Raw genomic sequence first — 20,081 nt, 5'->3', positions numbered from 1 at the left:
GCGCTGAGCAGATCGGTGTCGGACGTCGACAGGAGCAGCAGCATGCGGCGTCTGGCCTTCCTCGGGGTCCGCGCCCCGGGCGGGTGGTGAGGACGGCGGGAGTTCCTGGCTCATCCGGCTGCCGGGGCGGCCGGACTCACAGTGGCGGGACCGCGCCGGGTTCGCACCGGGCTTCCTCCCCATGACGCCGTCACATGACGTGTGGCGGCCCCCCGTCTCTGTCGGAGGGCCGTCTGCATAGTAAGTGCTGAGGTCACGGGCGGGGAGGGCGCCTGGGGAAGGGCCCGGGGGAAGGACACCCGGGGGAGGGGGCGGGCGGGTCCCCCGTGGGTATGCTCGCGCCCATGCCTCCCAAGTCGCCCATCCCCCTCAACCGGGACGAAGCCACCCCGCACGGCCCTCTCGGGGGCGATGCTCGGGGTGGCGTCCGGGCCGGTGCTCGGGGTGCGGCGAGCGGTGCGGCCGGGGATGCCGTGAGGGATGGCGTATGGGGTGCCGTAGAAGGTTCCGTACGGGTTTCCCTGCCGGATGCCGTGAGGGAGCCCGTACGGGTACGGGGTGACGCGTGCCCCGGGGCGCTGCGCCTGCACCCCGCCGACGACGGCGCGCTGGCCCGGCTCCGGCTCCCCGGCGGGCTGCTGACGCACGCTCAGGCGGCGGTGCTCGCCGACGCGGCCGAGCGGCTGGGCGACGGCCACCTCGACCTCACCTCCCGGGGCAACGTCCAGCTCCGGGGCCTCGACGCGGGGTGCGGCACCGAACTGGCCGGCCTGCTCGAAGGGGCCGGCCTGCTGCCGTCACGCACCCACGAGCGCGTACGGAACATCGTCGCCTCCCCCCTGGCCGGCCTCGACGGACTCGGCGCGGGCGACGTCCAGTCGTGGGCCAGGCGGCTGGACACCCTGCTCTGCGCGAGCGCACGCGCGGCAGGGCTCTCCGGCCGCTTCCTCTTCGCGCTGGACGACGGCCGGGGCGACATGGCGGCCCTGGGCGCCGATGTGACGTTGCTCGCACAGCGGGACGGCACGGCGCTCGTACGAACCCTAGGAGCCCTAGGGGACCCAGGGGACCCAGGGGATCTAGGGGACCTAGGGGACCTAGGGGACCTAGGGGACCCAGGGGCCCTAGGGAACCTGGGGGCCGCCCTACGGGTTCCCGCCGAGGACGCCCCGCGTGCCGCCCTGCTCGCCGCCGAGGCCTTTCTCACGGTGGCCGGCGAGACCGGTTCCGGCGCCTGGCGGATACGCGACCTCCCGCCCGAGGCCACCCGGCCGGGCGGGCCGCTGGCGGCCGCGGTGACCGAACGCCTCAGGTCCGCCGGGATCGGGATCCTGCCCGGGGAGGCGCCGGACGGAGAGAACCCTCCCGCGCCCCCGGCCACCGCGCCCGCCCCCGGCCCGCTCCCCTCCCCCGACGGAACGGTGGCCCTCTCCGTCTACCCCCGGCTCGGCCGGCTGAGCGTGGCCCAGTGGCGGCAACTGCTCAGCGAGGGCAGCGCCCTGCGGCTCACCCCCTGGCGCGGGGTGATCGTCCCCGCCCTGCCCCCCGGCACCGCGCCCCGGCTGCTCGCCCGGCTCCGTACCGCCGGACTGGTCACCGACCCCGCCTCCCCCTGGTACGGCGTCGGCGCCTGCACCGGGCGCCCCGGGTGCGCGAAGGCGCTGGCGGACGTACGGGCCGACGCCGCCGCTTCCGTGGCCTCGGAGACCTCCGTGCCCTCGGGCGGGCCGAAGGACACCCTGCCCGTGTACTGGTCCGGCTGCGCCCGCCGCTGCGGCCACCCGCAGGGGGCGTGGGTGGACCGGGTGGCGACGGCCGAGGGCGAGTACACCGTCTCCGTACAGACTTCCTGACCAGCAGCCAAACACCCCCATAGCCGCAGAGAACCCAGTAGTGACGAGATGAGCGAGACCACAGTGTTCGAGTACGAGAAGGACGGCGCGGCGATATACCGCCAGTCGTTCGCCACCATCCGCGCCGAGGCGGACCTCGCCGGGCTGCCCGCCGACGTCTCCCAGGTCGCGGTGCGGATGATCCACGCCTGCGGCATGGTCGACCTCGTACGCGACCTGGCCTTCACCCCCGGCGTGGTGGCCCGCGCCCGCGAGGCGCTGCGCGCGGGCGCGCCGGTCCTGTGCGATGTGCAGATGGTCGCGAGCGGGGTCACGCGGAAGCGGCTGCCCGCAGGCAACGACGTCGTCTGCACCCTCTCCGACCCGGCGGTCCCCGCCCTCGCCGCCGAGCTGGGCACGACGCGGAGCGCCGCCGCGCTGGAGCTGTGGCGGGACCGGCTGGACGGCGCGGTGGTGGCCGTCGGCAACGCGCCGACCGCGCTCTTCCGGCTGCTGGAGATGGTCGAGGAGGGCGCGCCGCGCCCGGCGGCGGTCATCGGCGTCCCGGTCGGCTTCATCGGCGCCGCCGAGTCCAAGGACGCGCTGGCCGCCCACCCTTCGGGGCTGGAACACCTGGTCGTACGGGGGCGGCGCGGCGGCAGCGCGCTCGCCGCGGCGGCCATCAACGCGATCGCGAGCGAAGCGGAATGACAACCCAGAGCACCCCCGCCACCCCCGACACCGCCCCTGCCCCTGACGGGCCCGGCACCCCTGGCACCCCCGGCCGCCTCTACGGTGTCGGCCTCGGCCCCGGCGACCCCTCCCTGATGACCGTGCGGGCCGTCCAGGTCATCGCGGAGGCGGATGTCGTCGCGTACCACAGCGCGCGCCACGGGCGTTCCATCGCCCGCTCCATAGCCGCCGGCCACCTCCGCCCCGACCACATCGAGGAACCCCTGGTCTATCCGGTCACCACCGGCACCACCGACCACCCGGGCGGCTATCAGGGCGCCATGGACGACTTCTACGCGGAGTCCGCGGCCCGGCTCGCCGCCCATCTCGACGCGGGGCGCACGGTCGCCGTCCTCGCCGAGGGCGACCCGCTCTTCTACGGCTCGTACATGCACATGCACAAGCGGCTGGCCGACCGCTACCCGACCGAGGTCGTCCCCGGGGTGACCTCCGTGAGCGCCGCCGCCGCGCGGCTCGGCACCCCGCTCGTCGAGGGCGAGGAGGTGCTGACCGTGCTGCCCGGCACGCTGCCGGAGGAGGAGCTGACGGCGCGCCTCGCCTCGGCGGACTCGGCGGTGGTGATGAAGCTGGGCCGGACGTTCCCGGCCGTACGGCGGGCGGTCGAACGAGCCGGGCGGCTCGCGGACGCGCGGTACGTGGAGCGCGCGACGATGCCCGGGGAGCGTACGGGGCCGCTCGCCGCGACGGACCCGGAGTCGGTGCCGTACTTCTCGGTGGCGGTACTGCCCAGCCGTGTGGCGGCGCTGCCGCCCCGAGCGGCGGAGCGGTCCGAGCACACGGACCCGCCCCCCGCTCCGTCCGCCGACACCCCCGACACCCCGGGCGAGGTCGTCGTCGGCACCGGCGGCGAGGTCGTCGTCGTCGGCACCGGCCCGGCCGGACCCCTCTGGCTCACGCCCGAGACGCGCGGCGCGCTCGCCGCCGCCGACGACCTGGTCGGCTACACCACCTACCTGGACCGGGTCCCCGCCCGCCCCGGGCAGCGGCGGCACGGCTCCGACAACAAGGTGGAGTCCGAACGCGCCGAGTTCGCGCTCGACCTGGCCCGCCGGGGCCGCCGCGTCGCGGTCGTCTCCGGCGGCGACCCGGGCGTCTTCGCGATGGCCACCGCCGTTCTGGAGGCCGCCTCGGCCGACCCGTACCGGGGTGTTCCCGTACGGGTCCTCCCGGGCGTGACCGCCGCCAACGCCGCCGCCGCGCGCGCCGGTGCGCCCCTGGGGCACGACTACGCCGTGGTGTCGCTCTCCGACCGGCTCAAGCCGTGGGAGGTCATCGCGGAGCGGCTGCGCGCTGCGGCCGGCGCCGATCTGGTCCTCGCCCTCTACAACCCGGGCTCCCGCAGCCGCCAGTGGCAGGTGGGCAGGGCCCGCGACCTCCTCCTGGAGTACCGCGCCCCGGACACCCCGGTCGTGGTCGCGCGCGACGTGGGCGGCGCGGAGGAGCGCGTCCGGATCGTACGGCTGGCCGAACTCGACCCGGCCGAGGTCGACATGCGGACCATCCTGATCGTCGGCTCCTCGCAGACGGTGACGGTACGACGCGGAGAACCCACCGACGGCGAGGGCGGCGTGGGCGGCCGGGACGGCGAAGGCGGCCAGGACGGTGAAGGCGGCCGGCGGATCGTCTGGACGCCGCGCCGCTACCCCGAGCCCTCCTCAGGGGCGGCGGCCGAGAGGCCCACCCCGGCCGAGAGCTCCGCCCCGGCCGAGAGGCCCGCCTCCCCCGACCGGCCCGGCCCTCCCGCCACATAGTCCAGCCACGCCACCGCCTCCCCGACGCTCTCCGCGACGGCCACCCCCTCCGGTACGGGTGGCCGTCGCACGACCACGACCGGGATCCCCGCCTCCCGCGCGGCGGTGAGCTTGGGGGCGGTGGCGGCCCCGCCGCTGTCCTTCGTCACGAGGACATCCACCCCGTACCGGCGCAGGATCTCCCGCTCCCCTTCGAGCGTGAACGGCCCCCGGTCGAGCAGGGTCTCCATGCGGGCGGGGTACGGCGGCTCCGGCGCGTCCACGGACCGTACGAGAAACCAGTGCGCGCCCAGCTCCGCCCCTGAGAAGACCCCGAGCCCGCTCCGCCCGGTGGTGAGAAACACCCTGCGCCCCGGACCGAGCCCGCCCAGCACCTCCGCCGCCTCCCCCAGCGACCCGGCCGTCCGCCAGTCGTCCCCCGCCACCGGCGCCCAGGACGGCCGCCGCACCGCGAGCAGCGGAACGCCCGCCAGCGCGGCGGCGCGGGCCGCGTTCCCGCTGATGGTCGCGGCGAACGGATGCGTGGCGTCGACCAGCGCGTCCGTACGGTGCTCCCGCAGCCACCGCGCCAGCCCCTCCGCCCCGCCGAACCCCCCGACCCGTACCTCCCCCGGCACCGCCCCGGGCCGTGCGACGCGCCCCGCGAGCGACGTCGTCACGTCGTACGGCCTCGGGCCGCGCGCGTGCAGCTCCTCCGCGAGGCGGCGCGACTCGGTGGTCCCGCCGAGAATCAGGACACGCATGGACAACAGCGTCAACGGGGCTCCCTGACGGACGTGCGGGTCACTCCCCACCCAAGCACACCGGCAGAACACCGGACACAGGGGTGCGGTACACGAAACCCCCCTCAAATGATCATTTATTGACTGTTTATTGAATGTTTCTTTGCCTTGTTGAGGATGACGCACAGATGGCTGCTCGTGAGGCCGTCAAAGTGAACACGTCAAGGGGGATTTGACATGGCCACGATTGACTTCGATCACGTGAAGTACGGGAAGAAAGACGCTTGCGTCAAGACCTTCCAGAAGGCCCTCATCGCCAAGGGCCACAAGATCCCGGACGGTCCGACCGAGAACTTCGGCAAGCAGACCAAAGACGCCTGCACCGCGTTCCAGAAGAAGCAGGGCTGGACGGGTGCCGGCGCCGACGGGGTGCCGGGCCCCCAGACCTTCGCCCTTCTCGGGCTCAAGGACGGCGGCCACAAGAAGTCCAGTACGGACACCGGATCGGGCTCGGGCGGGAAGATAGCCTCGCCCGTCCCCGGCCACGGGATCAACACGGGCAACCCCTACGGGGCGAAGGGCAGTTACTCGGCCGGATTCCACACGGGCGACGACTACCCCGCGCTCCAGGGCACCAAGGTCGTGGCCGTACGCGCCGGGACCATCGCCACCTCGGACGACAACGGGGGCTCGTACGGGAAGTGGGTCGTCCTGCGCGCCGACAACGGCCGTGACTACTACTACTGCCACCTCTCCAAGCGGAGCGTCGCCAAGGGCGCCAAGGTCAAGGCGGGCGACAAGCTCGGCGAGGTCGGCTCCACGGGCAACTCCACCGGACCGCACCTGCACTTCGAGGACCGGCCCGAGGGCGGCGGCTACGGGAACGTGCGGAAACCGAAGTGGTGAACACGACGCGGTGAACACGACCCGATGAGCACAGGGCGATGAACACGGGGCGATGAACACGGGGCGGTGGACACGGAGCGGTGAACACGGCTCCGCACCGCCCCGTACATCACACCCATCACCACGTATCACGCACCACGCACCACGCACCACGGAAGGAACGATTCCCATGGCCGCACCACTCTCCGCCTCCGCGCTCCTCACGGCCCTGCGCGCCGAGGGCGTGAAGGTCGTCGAGGTCGGCGACTGGCGTACGCACAACCGCAATCACAAGGGTCCCTGGGGCCCGGTGAACGGCGTGATCGTCCATCACACCGTCACCTCCGGCACGGAGGCGTCCGTACGGATCTGCCGCGACGGCTACGCCGCCCTGCCCGGCCCGCTCTGCCACGGCGTCATCGCCAAGGACGGCACCGTCCACCTCGTCGGCCACGGCCGCGCCAACCACGCGGGCGGCGGCGACCCGAAGGTCCTGGCCCGTGTCGTCGCGGAGGACTACGGCGAGCGCCCGCCCAAGCCCACCCAGGGCAACACGGGCGGCGAGGACGGCAACGCCCGCTTCTACGGCTTCGAGTGCGTCAACCTCGGCGACGGCAAGGACCCCTGGCCCGCCGCCCAGCTCGACGCCGTCGAACGCGCCTCCGCCGCGATCTGCCGGGCCCACGGCTGGAGCGCCCGCTCCGTCATCGGCCACCTGGAGTGGTCGAGCGACAAGATCGACCCCAAGGGCTTCGGGATGCCCGACATGCGCGACCGGATCGCGCGACGGCTCAAGACGACACCCGGGAAGAAGTAGGGAGCAGCGCACGGAACGAGGCGGGGCACGGGGTGGGGCACGGGCGAACAGGCCCGTGCCCCGCCCCCGTTCCGCCGATGGTCACGGCTCGGGCCCCCGGTCGATATCGACATCCCGGTCGCGGTGCGCCGAGTACAGGTGGCTGTCCCGGAACTGCTCCGCGCCCAGCGTCCTGCCGACCATGATCACCGCCGTCCGTACCACCCCGGCCGCCTTCACCTGCGCGGCGATGGAGTCCAGCGGCCCGCGCAGCACCAGTTCGTCGGGGCGGCTCGCCATCGCCACCACCGCGGCCGGGCAGTCCGCACCGTAATGCGGCAGGAGTTCGGCCACGACCCGGTCCACATACCGCGCCGCCAGGTGCAGCACCAGCAGCGCGCCGCTGCGCCCCAGCGTCGCCAGGTCCTCGCCCTCCGGCATGGGCGTGGCGCGCTGGGCGACCCGGGTCAGGATGACCGTCTGGCCGACCGTCGGCACCGTCAGCTCCCGCTTGAGCGCGGCTGCCGCCGCCGCGAACGCCGGTACGCCCGGGACCACTTCGTACGGCACCCCGGCCGCGTCCAGCCGCCGCATCTGCTCGGCCACGGCGCTGAAGACGGACGGGTCGCCGGAGTGCAGCCGGGCCACGTCCTGGCCCTCGGCGTGCGCCCCGACCAGTTCGGCGGTGATGGCGTCGAGGTCCATCCTGGCGGTGTCGACCAGGCGGGCCCCCGGCGGGCACTCGGCGAGCAGCTCACGCGGGACAAGGCTCCCCGCGTACAGGCAGACCCGGCACTCGGCGAGCCTGCGGGCGCCGCGCACCGTGATCAGATCGGCGGCGCCGGGTCCCGCGCCGATGAAGTACACGGTCATGGCCGCTCCTCAACTCCTGTTCCCGAACCGGGTTCCGTTTCCGGTTCCCGCACTGCTTCCGCTACCGCTTCCGCCACTGCTTCCGCGTCCGCCGCCTTGGTCACCGCCCACTGCGTGACCGGCATCGCCTGCCGCCACCCCGTGAAACCGCCCACCGGCACCGCGTGCGCCACCGCCAGCCGTACGAGCTCACCGCCGTACCGCCGGTACCAGGCGGCCAGCAGCGCCTCGGACTCCAGGGTCACCGTGTTCGCGACCAGACGGCCGCCCGCCGGGAGCGCCGCCCAGCAGGCGTCGAGCAGCCCCGGCGCGGTCAGCCCGCCGCCGATGAAGACCGCGTCCGGCGTGGGCAGTCCGGCCAGCGCGGCGGGCGCGGCGCCGAGGACGACGCGCAGCCCGGGGACGCCGAGTGCCCGCGCGTTACGGCCGATGCGCTCGGCGCGCGCCGGGTCGCGTTCGACGGAGACCGCCCGGCAGGAGGGGTGCGTCCGCATCCACTCCACCCCGATCGAACCGGACCCCCCGCCCACGTCCCAGAGCAGTTCCCCCGGCGCGGGCGCCAGCGCGCCCAGGGTGGCGGCGCGGACCTGGCGCTTGGTGAGCTGCCCGTCGTGCTCGTACGCGGTGTCCGGCAGCCCGGGTACGGCGCCCACGCGCGGCGCGCCGGGGGCCCGGCGGCACTCGATCGCGACGACGTTCAGCGGATCGCAGGCCGGCCCGTCCCGCTCGCCCCGCTCCCCTCGCGCCGCCCGCTCGCCCCACTCCTCGGCGGTGGACTCGTGCCGCCGCTCCCGGTCCGATCCGAGCTGTTCGAGTACGTACATCCGGCTCGGCCCGAAGCCACGCGCCCTGAGCAGCGCGGCCACCTCGCCGGGGGTCGCGGCGCCCGCGCTGAGCACGAGGACGCGGCGCCCGTCGTGGAGGGCGGCGGTGAGGCGGTCGGTGGGGCGGCCGACGAGGGTGACGACCTCCGTCGCCTCCACCGCCCAGCCGAGCCGGGCGCAGGCGTACGAGACGGAGGACGGATGCGGCAGGACGTGCAGCCCGGCCGGGCCGACGGTCTCGGCGAGGGCCCGGCCGATCCCGTAGAACATCGGATCCCCGCTGGCCAGTACGGCGATCCGGCGCCCGGCGTGCGCGGCGAGCAGCCCGGGGACGGCGGGCCGGAGCGGTGAGGGCCAGGCGACCCGCTCCCCCGCACACCCGCGCCCGCGCTCTCCCCCGTCCCCGTCCGCCCCCTCGGCGCCGGGGAGGAGGGCGAGCTGCCGGGGCCCGCCGATGACCACCTCGGCGCCGCGCAGGGCGTCCCGGGCCGCGGCGGAGAGCCCGGCCCAGCCGTCCGCGCCGATCCCGACCACGCTGATGGGCACGGCACTCACTCTCCTGACCGATCTGACCTGCGAAAACCAGCTCCGAACTCTACTGGCCCGGGTCCCCGGCCCCCGCGACGGGTACCTCCCGCGCCTCCCCCGCCCCCTGAGGCGCGATCCCGGCCAGCAGCGCCCGTACCGTCTCGCGCGCGAAGTCCGCCTCGTCCGCCGGGCGCACCACACCCTCGGGCGGATCCGGCGCGAAGAAGAGATCGAGGAACGCCCGGTGGAAGCACGCCCCGATCAGCAGCATCGCCGCCGCGTCCGGGTCGATCGCCGCCGACACCCTGCCCCGCCCCTGCTCGGCCCGGAGATAGGCGGCCAGGCAGTGGGTGACCTCCTGCGGCCCCGCGACGGCGAGGTCGAGCTTGCTCCGGTGGGCCACCAGCAGCTCGGGGCTGGCGAAGATCGAGGCCGCCATGGGGAACGACCGCCGGTAGAAGAGCACCCCGATCCGGACGACCTCCTCCAGATGCCCGGCGACCTCCCCCTCCCCGACCCGGCCGGGCAGCCGCGCCAGCGCGTCCGTGAAGCGGGGGGCGCGCTCGTGGAGGACCCGGACGAAGATCTCCTCCTGGTCCCGGAAGTGCTTGTAGAGCGCCGCTTCCGAGCAGCCGGCCTCGCGGGCTATCTGCTTGGTCGTCGTACGGGTCAGTCCGACGCTGGACATCAGATGCGCGGCGGCGTCGAGGATGCGCGAACGCGTCAGGGCACCGCCGGTGAGGGGCGGCAGGTCCGGCGCCGGTGTGGGGAAGAACTCCGCGGACTCTTCTTTCATGGGGAAATCCTACTGACCCTTTGACAGGTGAGTGAGCACTCACCCACCATAGAGGGACGGGGGGTGAGTGAGCACCCACTCACCATGGTGCTCGCTTGCTCACCCCCCGCACCCACCACGCACTCACGGGGAGAAAAAGGATCATGAACATCGCGGTACTGGGCGCCACCGGCGGCATCGGCAGGCAGATCGTCGTACAGGCGCTCGCGGACGGACACAAGGTGACGGCCGGGGTACGGGGGGACCCGGCGCGGCTCGGGCTGGAGGACGACGGCCTCACCGTCGTACGCGCCGACGCGCTCGACCCCGCCTCCGTACGGGAGGTCGTGGACGGCGCCGACGCCGTGCTCTCCGGCATGGGACCGGCCGCCCGCCACGACCCGCGCAAGCCCGCTTCCACCTCGGCGCGGGCGGCGGTCGAGGCGATGCGCGCGACCGGGGTGCGACGGCTGCTCGTGGTGAGCGCCGCGCCGCTGAACCGTACGGGCGTCGGCCAGTCGGTGCTCGGGCGCCGGGTGGTCACGCCCATGATGTGGGCGTTCCTCAAGGAGCTGTACACCGATCTCGAACTGATGGAGCGGATCCTGGCGGACTCGCCCCTGGAGTGGACCTCCGTGCGTCCGCCCAAGCTGACGGACGGCGCGGGCAGGCACTCCTACCGGCACGCCGTCGAGGCGGGCCCGCCCGGAGACAGCATCGCGCGGGCCGATGTGGCCCGCGCGATGCTCGACTTCGTACCGGCGACGGAGACGTTCCGCCACGCGGTGGGCGTCAGCGGCTAGTGCCCCTCCCGGCAAGCTCTGCCCCGTCGGGGCGGACATTGCCGGTCGCGGCACTGGCTCTCCGGCCGTTCCAGGTCACTGCTCTCCGCCCTGGCCGGCGCTGCCGACCGGGCCGACCTGCACGCCGCCGCCGTTCGAGGAACCGTCGGTGACGGGCAGCGAGGGCTGGCCCGGCCAGGCGATGGTGACCGACTTCGTCTCGTCCGGCGGGGTCACGACCAGGCCGGTGATGCGGATGCCGCTGCCGCCGGTGTCGTTGGCCGGGTAGCTGAGAGCGATCCCGACCTCCCTGCCGTTCTTGAGGGTGGCGTTGTTGACGACGGCTTCCCTGCTCGTGCGCTCGGCCGAGATGTTCCCCGAGTTGGTCTTCAGGTCGACGCCCGCGTACCCGGAGATCGAGCAGTCCTTGCCGCTGATGTTCTTCAGCCCGATCGCGACGGAAGGCCCTTCGTCGCCGTCGATGGTGCTGTCGATCGCCGTGATCTTCAGGTCGTCGGTACGGCACTTGGCGAGCCCGCCGCCCCCGCCGGAGCCCGAGGCACCGCCCTTGTCCGCGCTGCCGGAGCCCGAGCCGGTGGCGCCGCCCTTGTCCGAACCACTCGCGTCGGAACCACTGGAACCCGAACCACTGGAGCCCGAACCGCTCGAACCCGAACCGCTGGAGCCCGAACCGCCGGTGGACGCCTCGGCGGCGGCGGTCGCCTTGTCGTTCTCCGCCATCGCGTTGTCGTCGTTCTGGCAGGCGGTGAGCGAGAGGCTGGCAGCGACGGCCAGAGCGGCGAAGGTGAGCTTGTGAACGCGCATCGTGTCTTCCCTCAGTATCGGTTGGCGTGCGGCCGCTCGGTACTTGGTCGGTACGAGCGAGCAGTTACGCCCTCCAAGAGCGGCCGGTCCGGCACCGCGTTCCTGACGGACCCCCGCCAAGACACTCCTGTTACACACGCATCCGGGATCCCCCCGGGAACAGCCCGAACCCCGGCCGGTTCCCGGCCGGGAACCGGCCCCGCTGAGACACAGCTATGACACAGAAGATCTTGACGGCGGCCCGGCCGACGTGGACGACCCGACGGGCGACGTCACAGGGGAGCCCGGCAGCCGCTCGGCCAGCGCCCCGAAGATCACCCCGAAGGCCGTCCAGAGCAGCGCCTGCACACTGATCGACGCGATCCGGAACTCCCAGAGCAGCGCGGCGGGGAAGGAGGCGGGGACGCGGTCCGTGTTGCCGGGCAGCACCAGACAGAGAAGCGCGACGACCACGACATACCCGCCGCCCGCCACGAGCGACGCGTTCCAGTTGCCCAGCCGGGGCGCCAGCCGCTTGCCCGCGATGACGGCGGCGACCGCCAGCAACACGCTGAGCAGGATCATCAGGAAGAAGAGGGCGGTGCGCCTGCCGATGGTGTCGGGGTCACCGACGGCCGGCGGGTTCGCCGGATACTTCAGGAACGGCACCAGATACACGGTGACGAACGCCGCCCCCGCCACCAGAGCCGCGGTCCCCCGAGGCCCGAACCGCCCGATCCTCCCCAGGCCCACCGCGAAGACCAGCGACGCGATCCCGCCCACCGCCACGCCGTACACCAGCACCCCGGTGGCGAGCCCGAAGGTCGACTGAACGGACCGGCTGACCAGTTCCCCTTCCTCCTCCGGGACCGCCTCCCCTCCCCCGTGCGCGTGCTGATGGGCGGGCGCGGACCGGGCCTCCTCCTGGGCGATGGAGTCCCGTACGGAGGGCTCCCCCACGACGTAGGCCAGCACGAAGGCGAGCACCCCGGCGAGAAGGCCCGCGACCATGCCGCGGACAAGGATGTTTCTGACCCTGGAGGCATGCACGCGGAAACAACTCCGTCAGTCGTCGGCAAAAGAGAGGTGGGGAACGCGAGAGAGGTGAGAAACGCGAGGGGGGTGAGAAACGCGAGGGGGGGAGGAACGCGGCAGGAGCCGGCCCAGCGCCCCCAAGTCCCCTCAGTGGCAGGGGAACCCGAGCAGATGACGCCCGTCATGCACCCACTCATGCACCCCGGCACCGGATATCACCGAGGTCGCGCCCTGTTCGGCGCCGACGAAGTAGAGCAGCACCAGCATCAGGGTGCCGACGAAGACAGCCCACGGAAGAACGGCCCGCAGCGGGAGCGGGGCCGGTACCGGAACCGGGGGAGCAACCGGGGCAGTCCCGGCGTTGGGCACGATGGACTGGGCCATGACACACACTCCTCAGGGGGAACTCGCGTCCCGTCACACGGATGCATGGAGCCTTGAACACGACGACGCCCGGGTCTGACTCACCGGACCCCCACCACGCACCGCGCGGCCGGTCCCCGGCATACAGTGGCGCGACCGTGCCGGAATCTCACCGGACTTCCGTCTCGCCGTCGTGGATATCCATCGGCGCTGGTTCTGCTTCTGCTTCCGGATATCGACGTGAAGGTACCGCGAACCGGAGGACGGGCCAAGAGGGCGACCAGGGACCGGACAGCGACCGACCAGAACCACCGACCAGGACCGACCAGGAACCGACCGGGGGGCGACCGCCGTGACCGTACGCGTACTACTGATCTCCCCGGCCATGGGCCCGGCCTTCCGCGCCGCCCGCTTCGGCGAAGCGGCAGCCGCCCAGGACGCGACGGCCCCGGTGGCCTCCCTGGACCCCGTGGCCCCCGTGGACCCCGTGGACGAAGCCGGGGCGCGTCAGGCGCGGGCCGTGCGGGAGGAGTTCCCCCGTACCGACACCGTGTACGTCTCCCCCTCGCCCCGCTGCCTCCGCACCGCCGACCTGCTCGGCCTGGGCCCGGCGGCGCGGCCCACGGCGGGCCTCGCGCCCTGGGCGATGGGCCGCTGGCAGGGCAGGACCCTGGACGAGGTGGCCGCCGAGGACCCCGGGGCGGTGACGGCCTGGCTCACCGACCCCGCCGCCGCTCCCCACGGCGGCGAGCCCCTGACCGCCCTGCTCGCCCGGACGGGCGCCTGGCTCGACGCGCTGGACCCCGCCACCCCCGGCGTACTCGCCGTGGCCGAACCGGATCTCGTCCGCGCCGCCGCCGTACACGCCCTGGGCGCGCCCGCCGCGTCCTTCTGGCGGTTCGACGTGCGGCCCCTGACCGCCACCGCCCTCACGGGCCGGTCCGGCCGCTGGAACCTCCAGGGCGGTCGCCCCCTGTAACCGGGACCGGCCGGCAGGTCAGCCGCGCGCCTTCGCCCGGTCCAGCGCGGCGACACCGACCGCCGCCAGGCCGACCTGGATTATCAGCTCGATCCAGTCGAAGCCCCTGGTGTCCGCGACCCCGAACGCCGCCGCGATGAACGTGCCGACCAGCGCCGCGACGATACCGACGCCGATCGTGAGCAGCACCCCGATGTTCTGGCGCCCGGGCACGACGAGCCGCCCCAGGACGCCGATGATGACGCCCACGACAATCGCCATGAAAAAGCCGGAAATCTCCATGTCCCCTCCTCCTCGTCCGCTTGCTGTCGAAAGTGACCTCGCTAGGACGTGTGCCCGCCCCGCCCTCGTTCAGTCCCGAAGCGAACCCGGAAGAGACCCGTAGGGGCTCTCTCAGGGCCGACCCGCACCTCCCCCCGCGCCTCCCCCCGCTCCCCGCCCCGGCGCCCACTCCGGATCGCGCCCCGTCAGCCCCAGCAGCGCGTCGAACGGAGGGGCGTCCGCCGCGACCGCCACCGGCTCCCCGAACACCCCCGCCTCCCGGCCCATCGGGGCCAGCGCCGCCCACCCCTCCGCCAGCGTCTCCACGACCGCCGCGGCCGGCTCGTACGGCTGCCCGGTGGCCCGCGCCAGGTCCCACGCGTGCAGGGCCAGATCGCCGAGCACCATCGAACCGACCGTCCTGGCCGGCAGCCCCAGCGCCCCCGCCGTCCCCTCCTCGGCCCCGGGCGCCTCCCACGCCGCGATCAGCCGCGCCGTCTCCACGGCGAACCGCTCGCGCCACTCCCCCGCCAGATGCTCGGGCGGCGCGCCGAAGTCGGCGTCCCGCTTCGCGGCGAGGGCCTGGAAGTTGACGACGACCTGGAAGAGGTGGTCGAGGAGGGCGTGCACGTCGTACGCGGCGCACGGCGTCGGCGCGCCGAGCTGGTCGTCCCCGACGCCCTGGACGACGGGGAGCGCCCGCTCCGCCACCACCGCCAGAAGCTCACTGATCCTGCTCACGCTCGTGTCGTGCGGGTTCGTGTCGCGCGCATTCGTGTCGTGCGCATTCGTGTCGTTCATGGCGCCGACCGTAGATCCGGCGCCGCCGCGCGTCTTGAACAAACGCGACACCCGGGCCCGCCATAGAATGCGGTCATGCCTGGTCCGCGGCGTGATACCCGGGGCATCGTCGACGCCCCCGGGCTCTTCGCGCGCGTACGGTTCCGCCGCCGCGCACCCGCCCCGGCCCTCCAGCCGTACCTGGAGCACTACTGGCTGATCGACTGGGACCTGGCGGAGCCGTACGTCTCCCACGTCGTGCCGCACCCCTCCGTGAACGTCGTGTTCCAGCGGTACGACACTCCTGCCTCCCACCGCTCCTTCGGCGAGGTCGCGGGCGTCGGCCTGGAACTGTTCACGCAGCGGCTGGAAGGGCGGGGGAGGGTCTGCGGGGTGCAGTTCCGCCCGGGCGGCTTCCGGCCGTTCGCGCCGGGGTGGCCCGTGGCCGAGTGGACGGGACGGAGGGTGCCCGTCGGGGACGTACTGGGGACGACGGAGGCGGACGTCGCGGCGGTCCTGGACCCGGCGGACGAGGACGCCCGGGTGGCCGCGCTCGACACCCACCTGCTCGCGCGCGGCCCGCGCCCCGACCCGGGCGCGACGCACGCCATGGCCCTGGTGGACCGGATCAGAACGGACCGTACGATCCGGCGGGTCGCCCGCCTCACGGCGGAGGAGGGGGTGTCGGCGCGCTCACTACAGCGGCTCTTCGCCACGTACGTGGGGGTGGGCCCCAAGTGGGTCATCCTGCGCTACCGCATCCACGAGGCCCTGGAACGCGCCGAGCACGGCGCCGTCGACTGGCCCGCGCTCGCCGCCGACCTCGGCTACAGCGACCAGGCCCACCTGGTCCGCGACTTCACCGCGACGGTAGGCGTCCCGCCCACGGCCTACGCCCCCTGACGCCCCTCCCCGCCTCTTCTCCGCACCGTCCGGAATTCCCTGGCCGAGGCGGGCGCGCGGTGACATCCTGGCGGCGTGAACGGACCGGAGATCCACCTCACCGTCGCCCCCGAACTGCGTCTCTTCGTCCCCGCCGAACGGCGCGCCGGCCGTACCCTCCTGCGCACCGACGGCTGCTCCACCCTCGGCCACGCCGTCGAATCCCTCGGCATCCCGCTCACCGAGGCGGGCCCGCCGCTGGTCGACGGCCGCGAGGTGCCCTTCGCGCACATCCCGGCGGCCGGCGAGTCGGTGGAGGTACGCGCCGTACCGCGCCCGCAGCACGTACCCGGCGCGCCCCTGCGCTTCCTCCTCGACGTCCACCTGGGCACCCTGGCGCGCCGGCTCCGGCTGCTGGGCGTCGACGCGGCGTACGAGAGCGAGGACCTGGGCGATCCGGCGCTCGCCGCCCTCTCCGCCGCCGAGCGCCGCGTGCTGCTCTCCCGCGACCGGGGGCTGCTGCGCCGCCGGGAGCTCTGGGCCGGTGCGTACATCTACAGCGACCGCCCGGACGACCAGCTCAGGGACGTCCTCCAGCGCTTCGCCCCGGCCCTCGCCCCCTGGACCCGCTGCACCGCCTGCAACGGCGCGCTCGGCCCGGCGGACAAGGAGTCCGTACGGGAGGAGCTCCAGCACGGCACCCAGCGCGGTTACGACGTCTTCGCCCGCTGCGGGTCCTGCGGCCGGATCTACTGGCGCGGCGCCCACCACGCCCGGCTGGCGGCGATCGTGGACGACGCGGTACGCGAATTCGGCGACACCGGCCACCCCCGCGAAGCCGACCGCGCCGGCGACTTCGGCGACGCGGCGTAACAAACAATCGGCCACTGGCCGGTGGCGATAGCCTGCGTCACCATGATGCGCGCTTGGATCCTGCCGACTCTGCTCGTGCTCCTCGGCTCAGCCGTCGCGGCGGAGCTGATCCGGAAGGGGAGCCCCGGCACCGCCGTCGCGTTCCTGCTGGCGTTCCTGGCGCTCGCGGGCGTGAACTCGACCCTGGTCTTCCCGAAGTCGATCGGCGCGCGGGAGGCGGAACGCCGCAGCGCGGCCGACGGCCGCCCGGTCGTCTTCTGGCGTCCCGGCTGTACGTACTGCATGCGGCTGCGCATGAGGCTGGGCGGCAGGGCCCGCCAGGCGCACTGGGTCAACATCTGGCGTGACCCGGAAGGAGCGGCGGCGGTACGGGCCGCGAACGGCGGCGACGAGACGGTGCCGACCGTCGTCGTGGCGGGCCGCCCGCACACCAACCCCGATCCCGCGTGGGTACGCGAACAGCTCTCCCGTTCCCCTTCCGCCTGATCAGAAGACGTACGGATCCCCCGTGTCCGGGGCGAGCACACGGTGCCGGTGGTTCTCGGGGTCGAGGTCACCGGCGCCGCCGTTCCAGGCGGTGTCGACCCGTACGACGACCTCGTGCGGCGCCCCGGCCGTCCGCAGGTCGAGCCTCGTCTCCTCGCCGCGCCCGCCCGGCCGGAGCGCCCCCGTACGGCAGAGCACCGTACGCTCGCCGCCCCGCAGACACCCCGCCGGCAGCGCCTGCCCGGCGCCGGCCGCCCCGTCCTGGGCGAGCGGGGCGAGCGGGGCCGAGAAGTCGAACCGTACGGTGGCGTCGGCGACCCCGGAGGGCCCGTGGTTCTCGGAGGTGAACCGGACGGTGAGATGCCCGGCCGAGAGCAGGACACGCCCGTGGTGCGCGAGATCGGCCTCGAACGCGTCCAGATCCCGCGCCACACCCCCCGCGCGAACCCCCGCCCCTGCCCCCGCCCCCATACGAGCCGACTCCTCCGCACGAGCCGACTCCCCCGAACCAGGCACCGCCCCCAGCCCCACCGCCACCACGGCGAAGGCCACCCCCACCCACAGAACCTTCCGCACCCCACCCGAGACACCCGAGACACCCACGGCTCTCACCACTCTCACCGCTCTCACAGCTCTCACGTCACCCATAGGCGGAAGGTAATGATCATCAGACTGTCGTCCTGGTCACGCCCTCCCGCGACGCGCACCCGATCACCCACATGGCAGGCTGGCCCCATGCTCGTGCTGCGCTCCGCCGTCCTCTTCCTGATCGCCGCCCTCTTCGAGATCGGCGGCGCCTGGCTCGTCTGGCAAGGCGTACGCGGCGACGGTACGGCCACGGGCGGTGGCGGGCGCGGCTGGATCTGGATCGGGGCCGGGGTCATCGCCCTGGGGCTCTACGGCTTCGTCGCGACGCTCCAGCCCGACGGCGAGTTCGGCCGGATCCTGGCCGCGTACGGCGGGGTCTTCGTCGCCGGATCGATCGCCTGGGGCATGGTCGCCGACGGCTACCGCCCCGACCGCTGGGACATCACGGGCGCGCTGATCTGCCTGGCGGGGATGGCCGTGATCATGTACGCCCCCCGAGGCCACTAGCCCCCTCCCCAACCCTCCGGAGCACCCCCATGCCCACCCCCTCCACCCCCTCCGCTTCCTCCGCTTCCTCCACTCCCGCCCCCTCCACCCCACCCGCCCCGATAGCCGTCATCACCGGCGCCAGCAGCGGCATCGGCGCGGCGACCGCCCGCCACCTCGCCGCCGCTGGCCACCACGTGATCCTCACGGCCCGCCGCAAGGACCGCGTCGAGGCGCTGGCCGCGCGGCTCACCGAGGCGGGCCACCAGGCCACCGCGTACGCCCTCGATGTCACCGACCGCGCGGCGGTCGACGCGTTCGCCGCCGAACTGGACCGCTTCCCGGCCGTGAACGTCCTGGTCAACAACGCGGGCGGGGCCCTGGGCGCCGACCCGGTGGCCACCGGCGACCCGGCCGAGTGGCGCCAGATGTACGAGACGAACGTCATCGGCACCCTCAACGTCACCCAGGCGCTGCTCCCCGCGCTCACCGCGAGCGGCGACGGCACCGTCGTGGTCGTCTCCTCGACGGCGGGCCACGGCACATACGAGGGCGGAGCGGGTTACGTGGCCGCGAAGCACGGCGCCCACGTCCTCGCCGAGACCCTCCGCCTGGAGATCGTCGGCACCCCGGTCCGGGTCGTCGAGATCGCCCCCGGCATGGTCAAGACGGAGGAGTTCGCCACCACCCGCTTCCACGGCGACCAGGAGAAGGCGGCCCGCGTCTACGAGGGCGTGGCGGCCCCCCTCACCGCCGAGGACGTGGCGGACACGATCACCTGGACCATCACCCGCCCCAGCCACGTCAACATCGACCTGGTACTCCTCCGCCCCCGCGCCCAGGCCTCCAACACCAAAATCCACCGCACCCCCTGACCCGGAGCGCCACCGGGCCCCGGCGCGCCCCGGCGCCGGGTCAACCGGTCACCGCGCGGCCTGGCCAGGCCGCCGGGCGGTTCTCGTTCGGGTGAACGAACCATGTTCGGCCACACGGACAGGCAGGGGCACCTACCGTCGGTCTCGTCATAGACCCCGGAGCGGCTCTTGGCCGGGAGGGCAATCCCTGCCAAGAGCCTGACCATCAGGAAGCGAGACCTTCCCATGGCTGAACGTGAGCCTAGCGCGCACCAATTCACCCTCGATGACGCGATCGGCGCTCTTGACCCGTCCGACGCCGCCAGTGCCTCGGAATTCATGACCCTGGAGAACCCTGACTACGCCTACATGTTCGGCTTCCTACAGGCCGACGGACACCTCGCCCAGGGAACCGGGCGAAAAGGAAGCCTCACAGTCGAGATCAACATCCGCGACATCGCCATTCTGCGGGAGTTCCAACGGCTGACCCCGTATCGCAGTTCCATCGGAGAACGCACACGATCGACGAACTTCGCGGAGAAACACCACTCGGCGACATGGACCTTGTGCTCCCTGGAAGCCAGGACCACCCTCCATCGACTCGGATTGCCCTACGGCCGTAAGTCCAGGAAGATCACGCCGCCCCGTGTCCCGTTCGTCCGGCGTGATTATCTCCGAGGGGTCATCGACGCGGACGGCTCCATCGGATTCACCGGACAGGGCTACCCGTTCGTCTCGCTCACGACAGCGAGTACGGCCGTCGGCGCCTACCTCTGCCGCTACGCGCGGCAACTCACCGGCGTGGAGCGCGTCATCAAACGCAACAGCCGCGACGGAATCTACAACGTCAGTTACACGAAGGAAGCCGCCGTACAACTGGCCCAGCACCTTTACTACCCGGGCTGCTTGGCCCTGGACCGCAAGCGAGCCGCAGCCGCCTCAACCGCGGCCTGGGAGCGCCCCGCCGAGATGAAGATCGCACCGCCTCGTCGACGCTGGAAGGCTGCGGAGGACCGCGTTCTGCTGGCGGTCGGCGCGCCCGAGGACGCCGCCCGGGAACTCGGTCGAACGGTGGCCAGTTGCGCCGTTCGGCTCTGGCGCCTGCGAACGGGCCAGGTCGCGCCGCCACCCCGGGCACCGCTCGAATGACGGCAGCCGGAGAACATCGG

At 73.4% G+C, this 20,081-nt stretch carries 21 protein-coding genes, 2 pseudogenes and 2 riboswitches; of the genes and pseudogenes, 13 read left to right on the top strand and 10 right to left on the bottom strand.

All coding sequences use genetic code 11. The features are described 5' to 3' along the window. Window positions 1-99: 99 nt before the first annotated feature. Window positions 100-178, bottom strand: a riboswitch (cobalamin riboswitch). Window positions 179-332: 154 nt separating this feature from the next. The 3 genes and pseudogenes from cobG to AB0O07_RS28385 form a co-directional block, all read left to right on the top strand. After that, a complete protein-coding gene (cobG, locus tag AB0O07_RS28395) occupies window positions 333-1,853 on the top strand; it encodes a precorrin-3B synthase (RefSeq protein WP_365638421.1) in 1,521 nt (506 codons plus the stop codon). A gap of 48 nt (window positions 1,854-1,901) precedes the next feature. After that, window positions 1,902-2,543 (top strand): precorrin-8X methylmutase, encoded by a 642-nt coding sequence (locus AB0O07_RS28390; protein WP_365638418.1) that lies wholly within the window; start codon window positions 1,902-1,904, stop codon window positions 2,541-2,543. Beyond that, window positions 2,540-4,234 (top strand): annotated as a pseudogene (locus AB0O07_RS28385) (precorrin-2 C(20)-methyltransferase); the annotation flags it as partial. The gene AB0O07_RS28390 and the pseudogene AB0O07_RS28385, both read left to right, overlap by 4 nt. Here the strand turns inward: AB0O07_RS28385 and AB0O07_RS28380 are convergent. Next, window positions 4,225-5,079: a cobalt-precorrin-6A reductase gene (locus AB0O07_RS28380; protein ID WP_365638417.1), complete on the bottom strand. Its 855-nt coding sequence runs from the start codon at window positions 5,077-5,079 to the stop codon at window positions 4,225-4,227. The pseudogene AB0O07_RS28385 and the gene AB0O07_RS28380 sit on opposite strands and share 10 nt — an antisense overlap. A gap of 216 nt (window positions 5,080-5,295) precedes the next feature. Between AB0O07_RS28380 and AB0O07_RS28375 the strand changes: the two genes are divergently transcribed. Then, window positions 5,296-5,964 (top strand): peptidoglycan DD-metalloendopeptidase family protein, encoded by a 669-nt coding sequence (locus tag AB0O07_RS28375; RefSeq protein ID WP_365638416.1) that lies wholly within the window; start codon window positions 5,296-5,298, stop codon window positions 5,962-5,964. Between the two features lie 169 nt (window positions 5,965-6,133). Then, window positions 6,134-6,736 (top strand): annotated as a pseudogene (locus AB0O07_RS28370) (peptidoglycan recognition family protein); the annotation flags it as partial. A 105-nt stretch (window positions 6,737-6,841) separates the two neighbouring features. Here AB0O07_RS28370 and cobM read toward each other — a convergent pair. The 3 genes from cobM to AB0O07_RS28355 are packed head-to-tail and all read right to left on the bottom strand — an operon-like array spanning window position 6,842 to window position 9,760. Next, window positions 6,842-7,612 (bottom strand): precorrin-4 C(11)-methyltransferase, encoded by a 771-nt coding sequence (gene cobM / locus AB0O07_RS28365; protein WP_365638414.1) that lies wholly within the window; start codon window positions 7,610-7,612, stop codon window positions 6,842-6,844. Further along, window positions 7,609-8,991, bottom strand: coding sequence for a precorrin-6y C5,15-methyltransferase (decarboxylating) subunit CbiE (gene cbiE, locus AB0O07_RS28360; RefSeq protein WP_365638412.1), 1,383 nt, complete (start codon window positions 8,989-8,991; stop codon window positions 7,609-7,611). Before cbiE ends, cobM begins: the two co-directional genes overlap by 4 nt. Before the next feature lie 40 nt (window positions 8,992-9,031). Continuing rightward, window positions 9,032-9,760, bottom strand: coding sequence for a TetR/AcrR family transcriptional regulator (locus AB0O07_RS28355; protein WP_365638410.1), 729 nt, complete (start codon window positions 9,758-9,760; stop codon window positions 9,032-9,034). A 143-nt stretch (window positions 9,761-9,903) separates the two neighbouring features. Here AB0O07_RS28355 and AB0O07_RS28350 point away from each other — a divergent pair, with 143 nt between their 5' ends. Then, the gene (locus tag AB0O07_RS28350) at window positions 9,904-10,542 is read left to right on the top strand and encodes an NAD(P)H-binding protein (RefSeq protein WP_365638407.1); all 639 of its coding nucleotides are present in this window, start codon (window positions 9,904-9,906) and stop codon (window positions 10,540-10,542) included. A 75-nt stretch (window positions 10,543-10,617) separates the two neighbouring features. Here AB0O07_RS28350 and AB0O07_RS28345 read toward each other — a convergent pair whose 3' ends face one another. The 3 genes from AB0O07_RS28345 to AB0O07_RS28335 form a co-directional block, all read right to left on the bottom strand. Continuing rightward, window positions 10,618-11,346 (bottom strand): DUF4232 domain-containing protein, encoded by a 729-nt coding sequence (locus AB0O07_RS28345; protein WP_365638404.1) that lies wholly within the window; start codon window positions 11,344-11,346, stop codon window positions 10,618-10,620. 213 nt (window positions 11,347-11,559) lie between these two features. Beyond that, window positions 11,560-12,375: a CbtA family protein gene (locus tag AB0O07_RS28340; protein WP_365638402.1), complete on the bottom strand. Its 816-nt coding sequence runs from the start codon at window positions 12,373-12,375 to the stop codon at window positions 11,560-11,562. A gap of 132 nt (window positions 12,376-12,507) precedes the next feature. Beyond that, a complete protein-coding gene (locus AB0O07_RS28335) occupies window positions 12,508-12,744 on the bottom strand; it encodes a CbtB-domain containing protein (protein WP_365638399.1) in 237 nt (78 codons plus the stop codon). A gap of 73 nt (window positions 12,745-12,817) precedes the next feature. Continuing rightward, window positions 12,818-12,905: riboswitch (cobalamin riboswitch) on the bottom strand. Window positions 12,906-13,075: 170 nt separating this feature from the next. On the opposite strand from AB0O07_RS28335, the gene AB0O07_RS28330 reads away from it, so the two are divergent. Then, complete coding sequence (locus AB0O07_RS28330) at window positions 13,076-13,702, top strand: histidine phosphatase family protein (protein WP_365638398.1); 627 nt, start codon at window positions 13,076-13,078, stop codon at window positions 13,700-13,702. An 18-nt stretch (window positions 13,703-13,720) separates the two neighbouring features. Here the strand turns inward: AB0O07_RS28330 and AB0O07_RS28325 are convergent, their stop codons facing one another. Both AB0O07_RS28325 and AB0O07_RS28320 read right to left on the bottom strand, forming a co-directional pair. Continuing rightward, on the bottom strand, window positions 13,721-13,984 hold the full coding sequence (locus AB0O07_RS28325) for a GlsB/YeaQ/YmgE family stress response membrane protein (RefSeq protein ID WP_365638395.1): 264 nt from the start codon (window positions 13,982-13,984) through the stop codon (window positions 13,721-13,723). 111 nt (window positions 13,985-14,095) lie between these two features. Further along, a complete protein-coding gene (locus AB0O07_RS28320; RefSeq protein ID WP_365638392.1) occupies window positions 14,096-14,764 on the bottom strand; it encodes a TIGR03086 family metal-binding protein in 669 nt (222 codons plus the stop codon). A 75-nt stretch (window positions 14,765-14,839) separates the two neighbouring features. Between AB0O07_RS28320 and AB0O07_RS28315 the strand changes: the two genes are divergently transcribed. The 3 genes from AB0O07_RS28315 to AB0O07_RS28305 all read left to right on the top strand — a co-directional run bounded on the left by AB0O07_RS28315 (window position 14,840) and on the right by AB0O07_RS28305 (window position 16,984). Continuing rightward, entirely contained in the window at window positions 14,840-15,646 is an 807-nt protein-coding gene (locus AB0O07_RS28315; RefSeq protein WP_365638389.1) for a helix-turn-helix domain-containing protein, read from the top strand. A 75-nt stretch (window positions 15,647-15,721) separates the two neighbouring features. After that, a complete protein-coding gene (locus AB0O07_RS28310; RefSeq protein WP_365638386.1) occupies window positions 15,722-16,498 on the top strand; it encodes a Mut7-C RNAse domain-containing protein in 777 nt (258 codons plus the stop codon). Between the two features lie 42 nt (window positions 16,499-16,540). Beyond that, window positions 16,541-16,984, top strand: coding sequence for a glutaredoxin domain-containing protein (locus tag AB0O07_RS28305; RefSeq protein ID WP_365638383.1), 444 nt, complete (start codon window positions 16,541-16,543; stop codon window positions 16,982-16,984). On the opposite strand, the gene AB0O07_RS28300 is transcribed toward AB0O07_RS28305, so the two are convergent. Beyond that, window positions 16,985-17,560 carry a hypothetical protein gene (locus AB0O07_RS28300; RefSeq protein WP_365638380.1) on the bottom strand — a complete coding sequence of 192 codons (576 nt, stop codon included), beginning with the start codon at window positions 17,558-17,560 and terminating at the stop codon, window positions 16,985-16,987. A 159-nt stretch (window positions 17,561-17,719) separates the two neighbouring features. Between AB0O07_RS28300 and AB0O07_RS28295 the strand changes: the two genes are divergently transcribed. The 3 genes from AB0O07_RS28295 to AB0O07_RS28285 all read left to right on the top strand — a co-directional run bounded on the left by AB0O07_RS28295 (window position 17,720) and on the right by AB0O07_RS28285 (window position 20,061). Then, window positions 17,720-18,079 carry a YnfA family protein gene (locus tag AB0O07_RS28295; RefSeq protein ID WP_365638377.1) on the top strand — a complete coding sequence of 120 codons (360 nt, stop codon included), beginning with the start codon at window positions 17,720-17,722 and terminating at the stop codon, window positions 18,077-18,079. Between the two features lie 29 nt (window positions 18,080-18,108). After that, window positions 18,109-18,933, top strand: coding sequence for an SDR family NAD(P)-dependent oxidoreductase (locus tag AB0O07_RS28290; RefSeq protein ID WP_365638374.1), 825 nt, complete (start codon window positions 18,109-18,111; stop codon window positions 18,931-18,933). Window positions 18,934-19,158: 225 nt separating this feature from the next. Continuing rightward, entirely contained in the window at window positions 19,159-20,061 is a 903-nt protein-coding gene (locus AB0O07_RS28285) for a hypothetical protein (RefSeq protein ID WP_365638372.1), read from the top strand. Window positions 20,062-20,081: the final 20 nt, after the last annotated feature.

Origin of the sequence: Streptomyces sp. NPDC093085 (assembly GCF_040683935.1) — a bacterium.
GTDB lineage: Bacteria > Actinomycetota > Actinomycetes > Streptomycetales > Streptomycetaceae > Streptomyces.
This window is presented reverse-complemented; position numbering and strand designations above follow the sequence as displayed.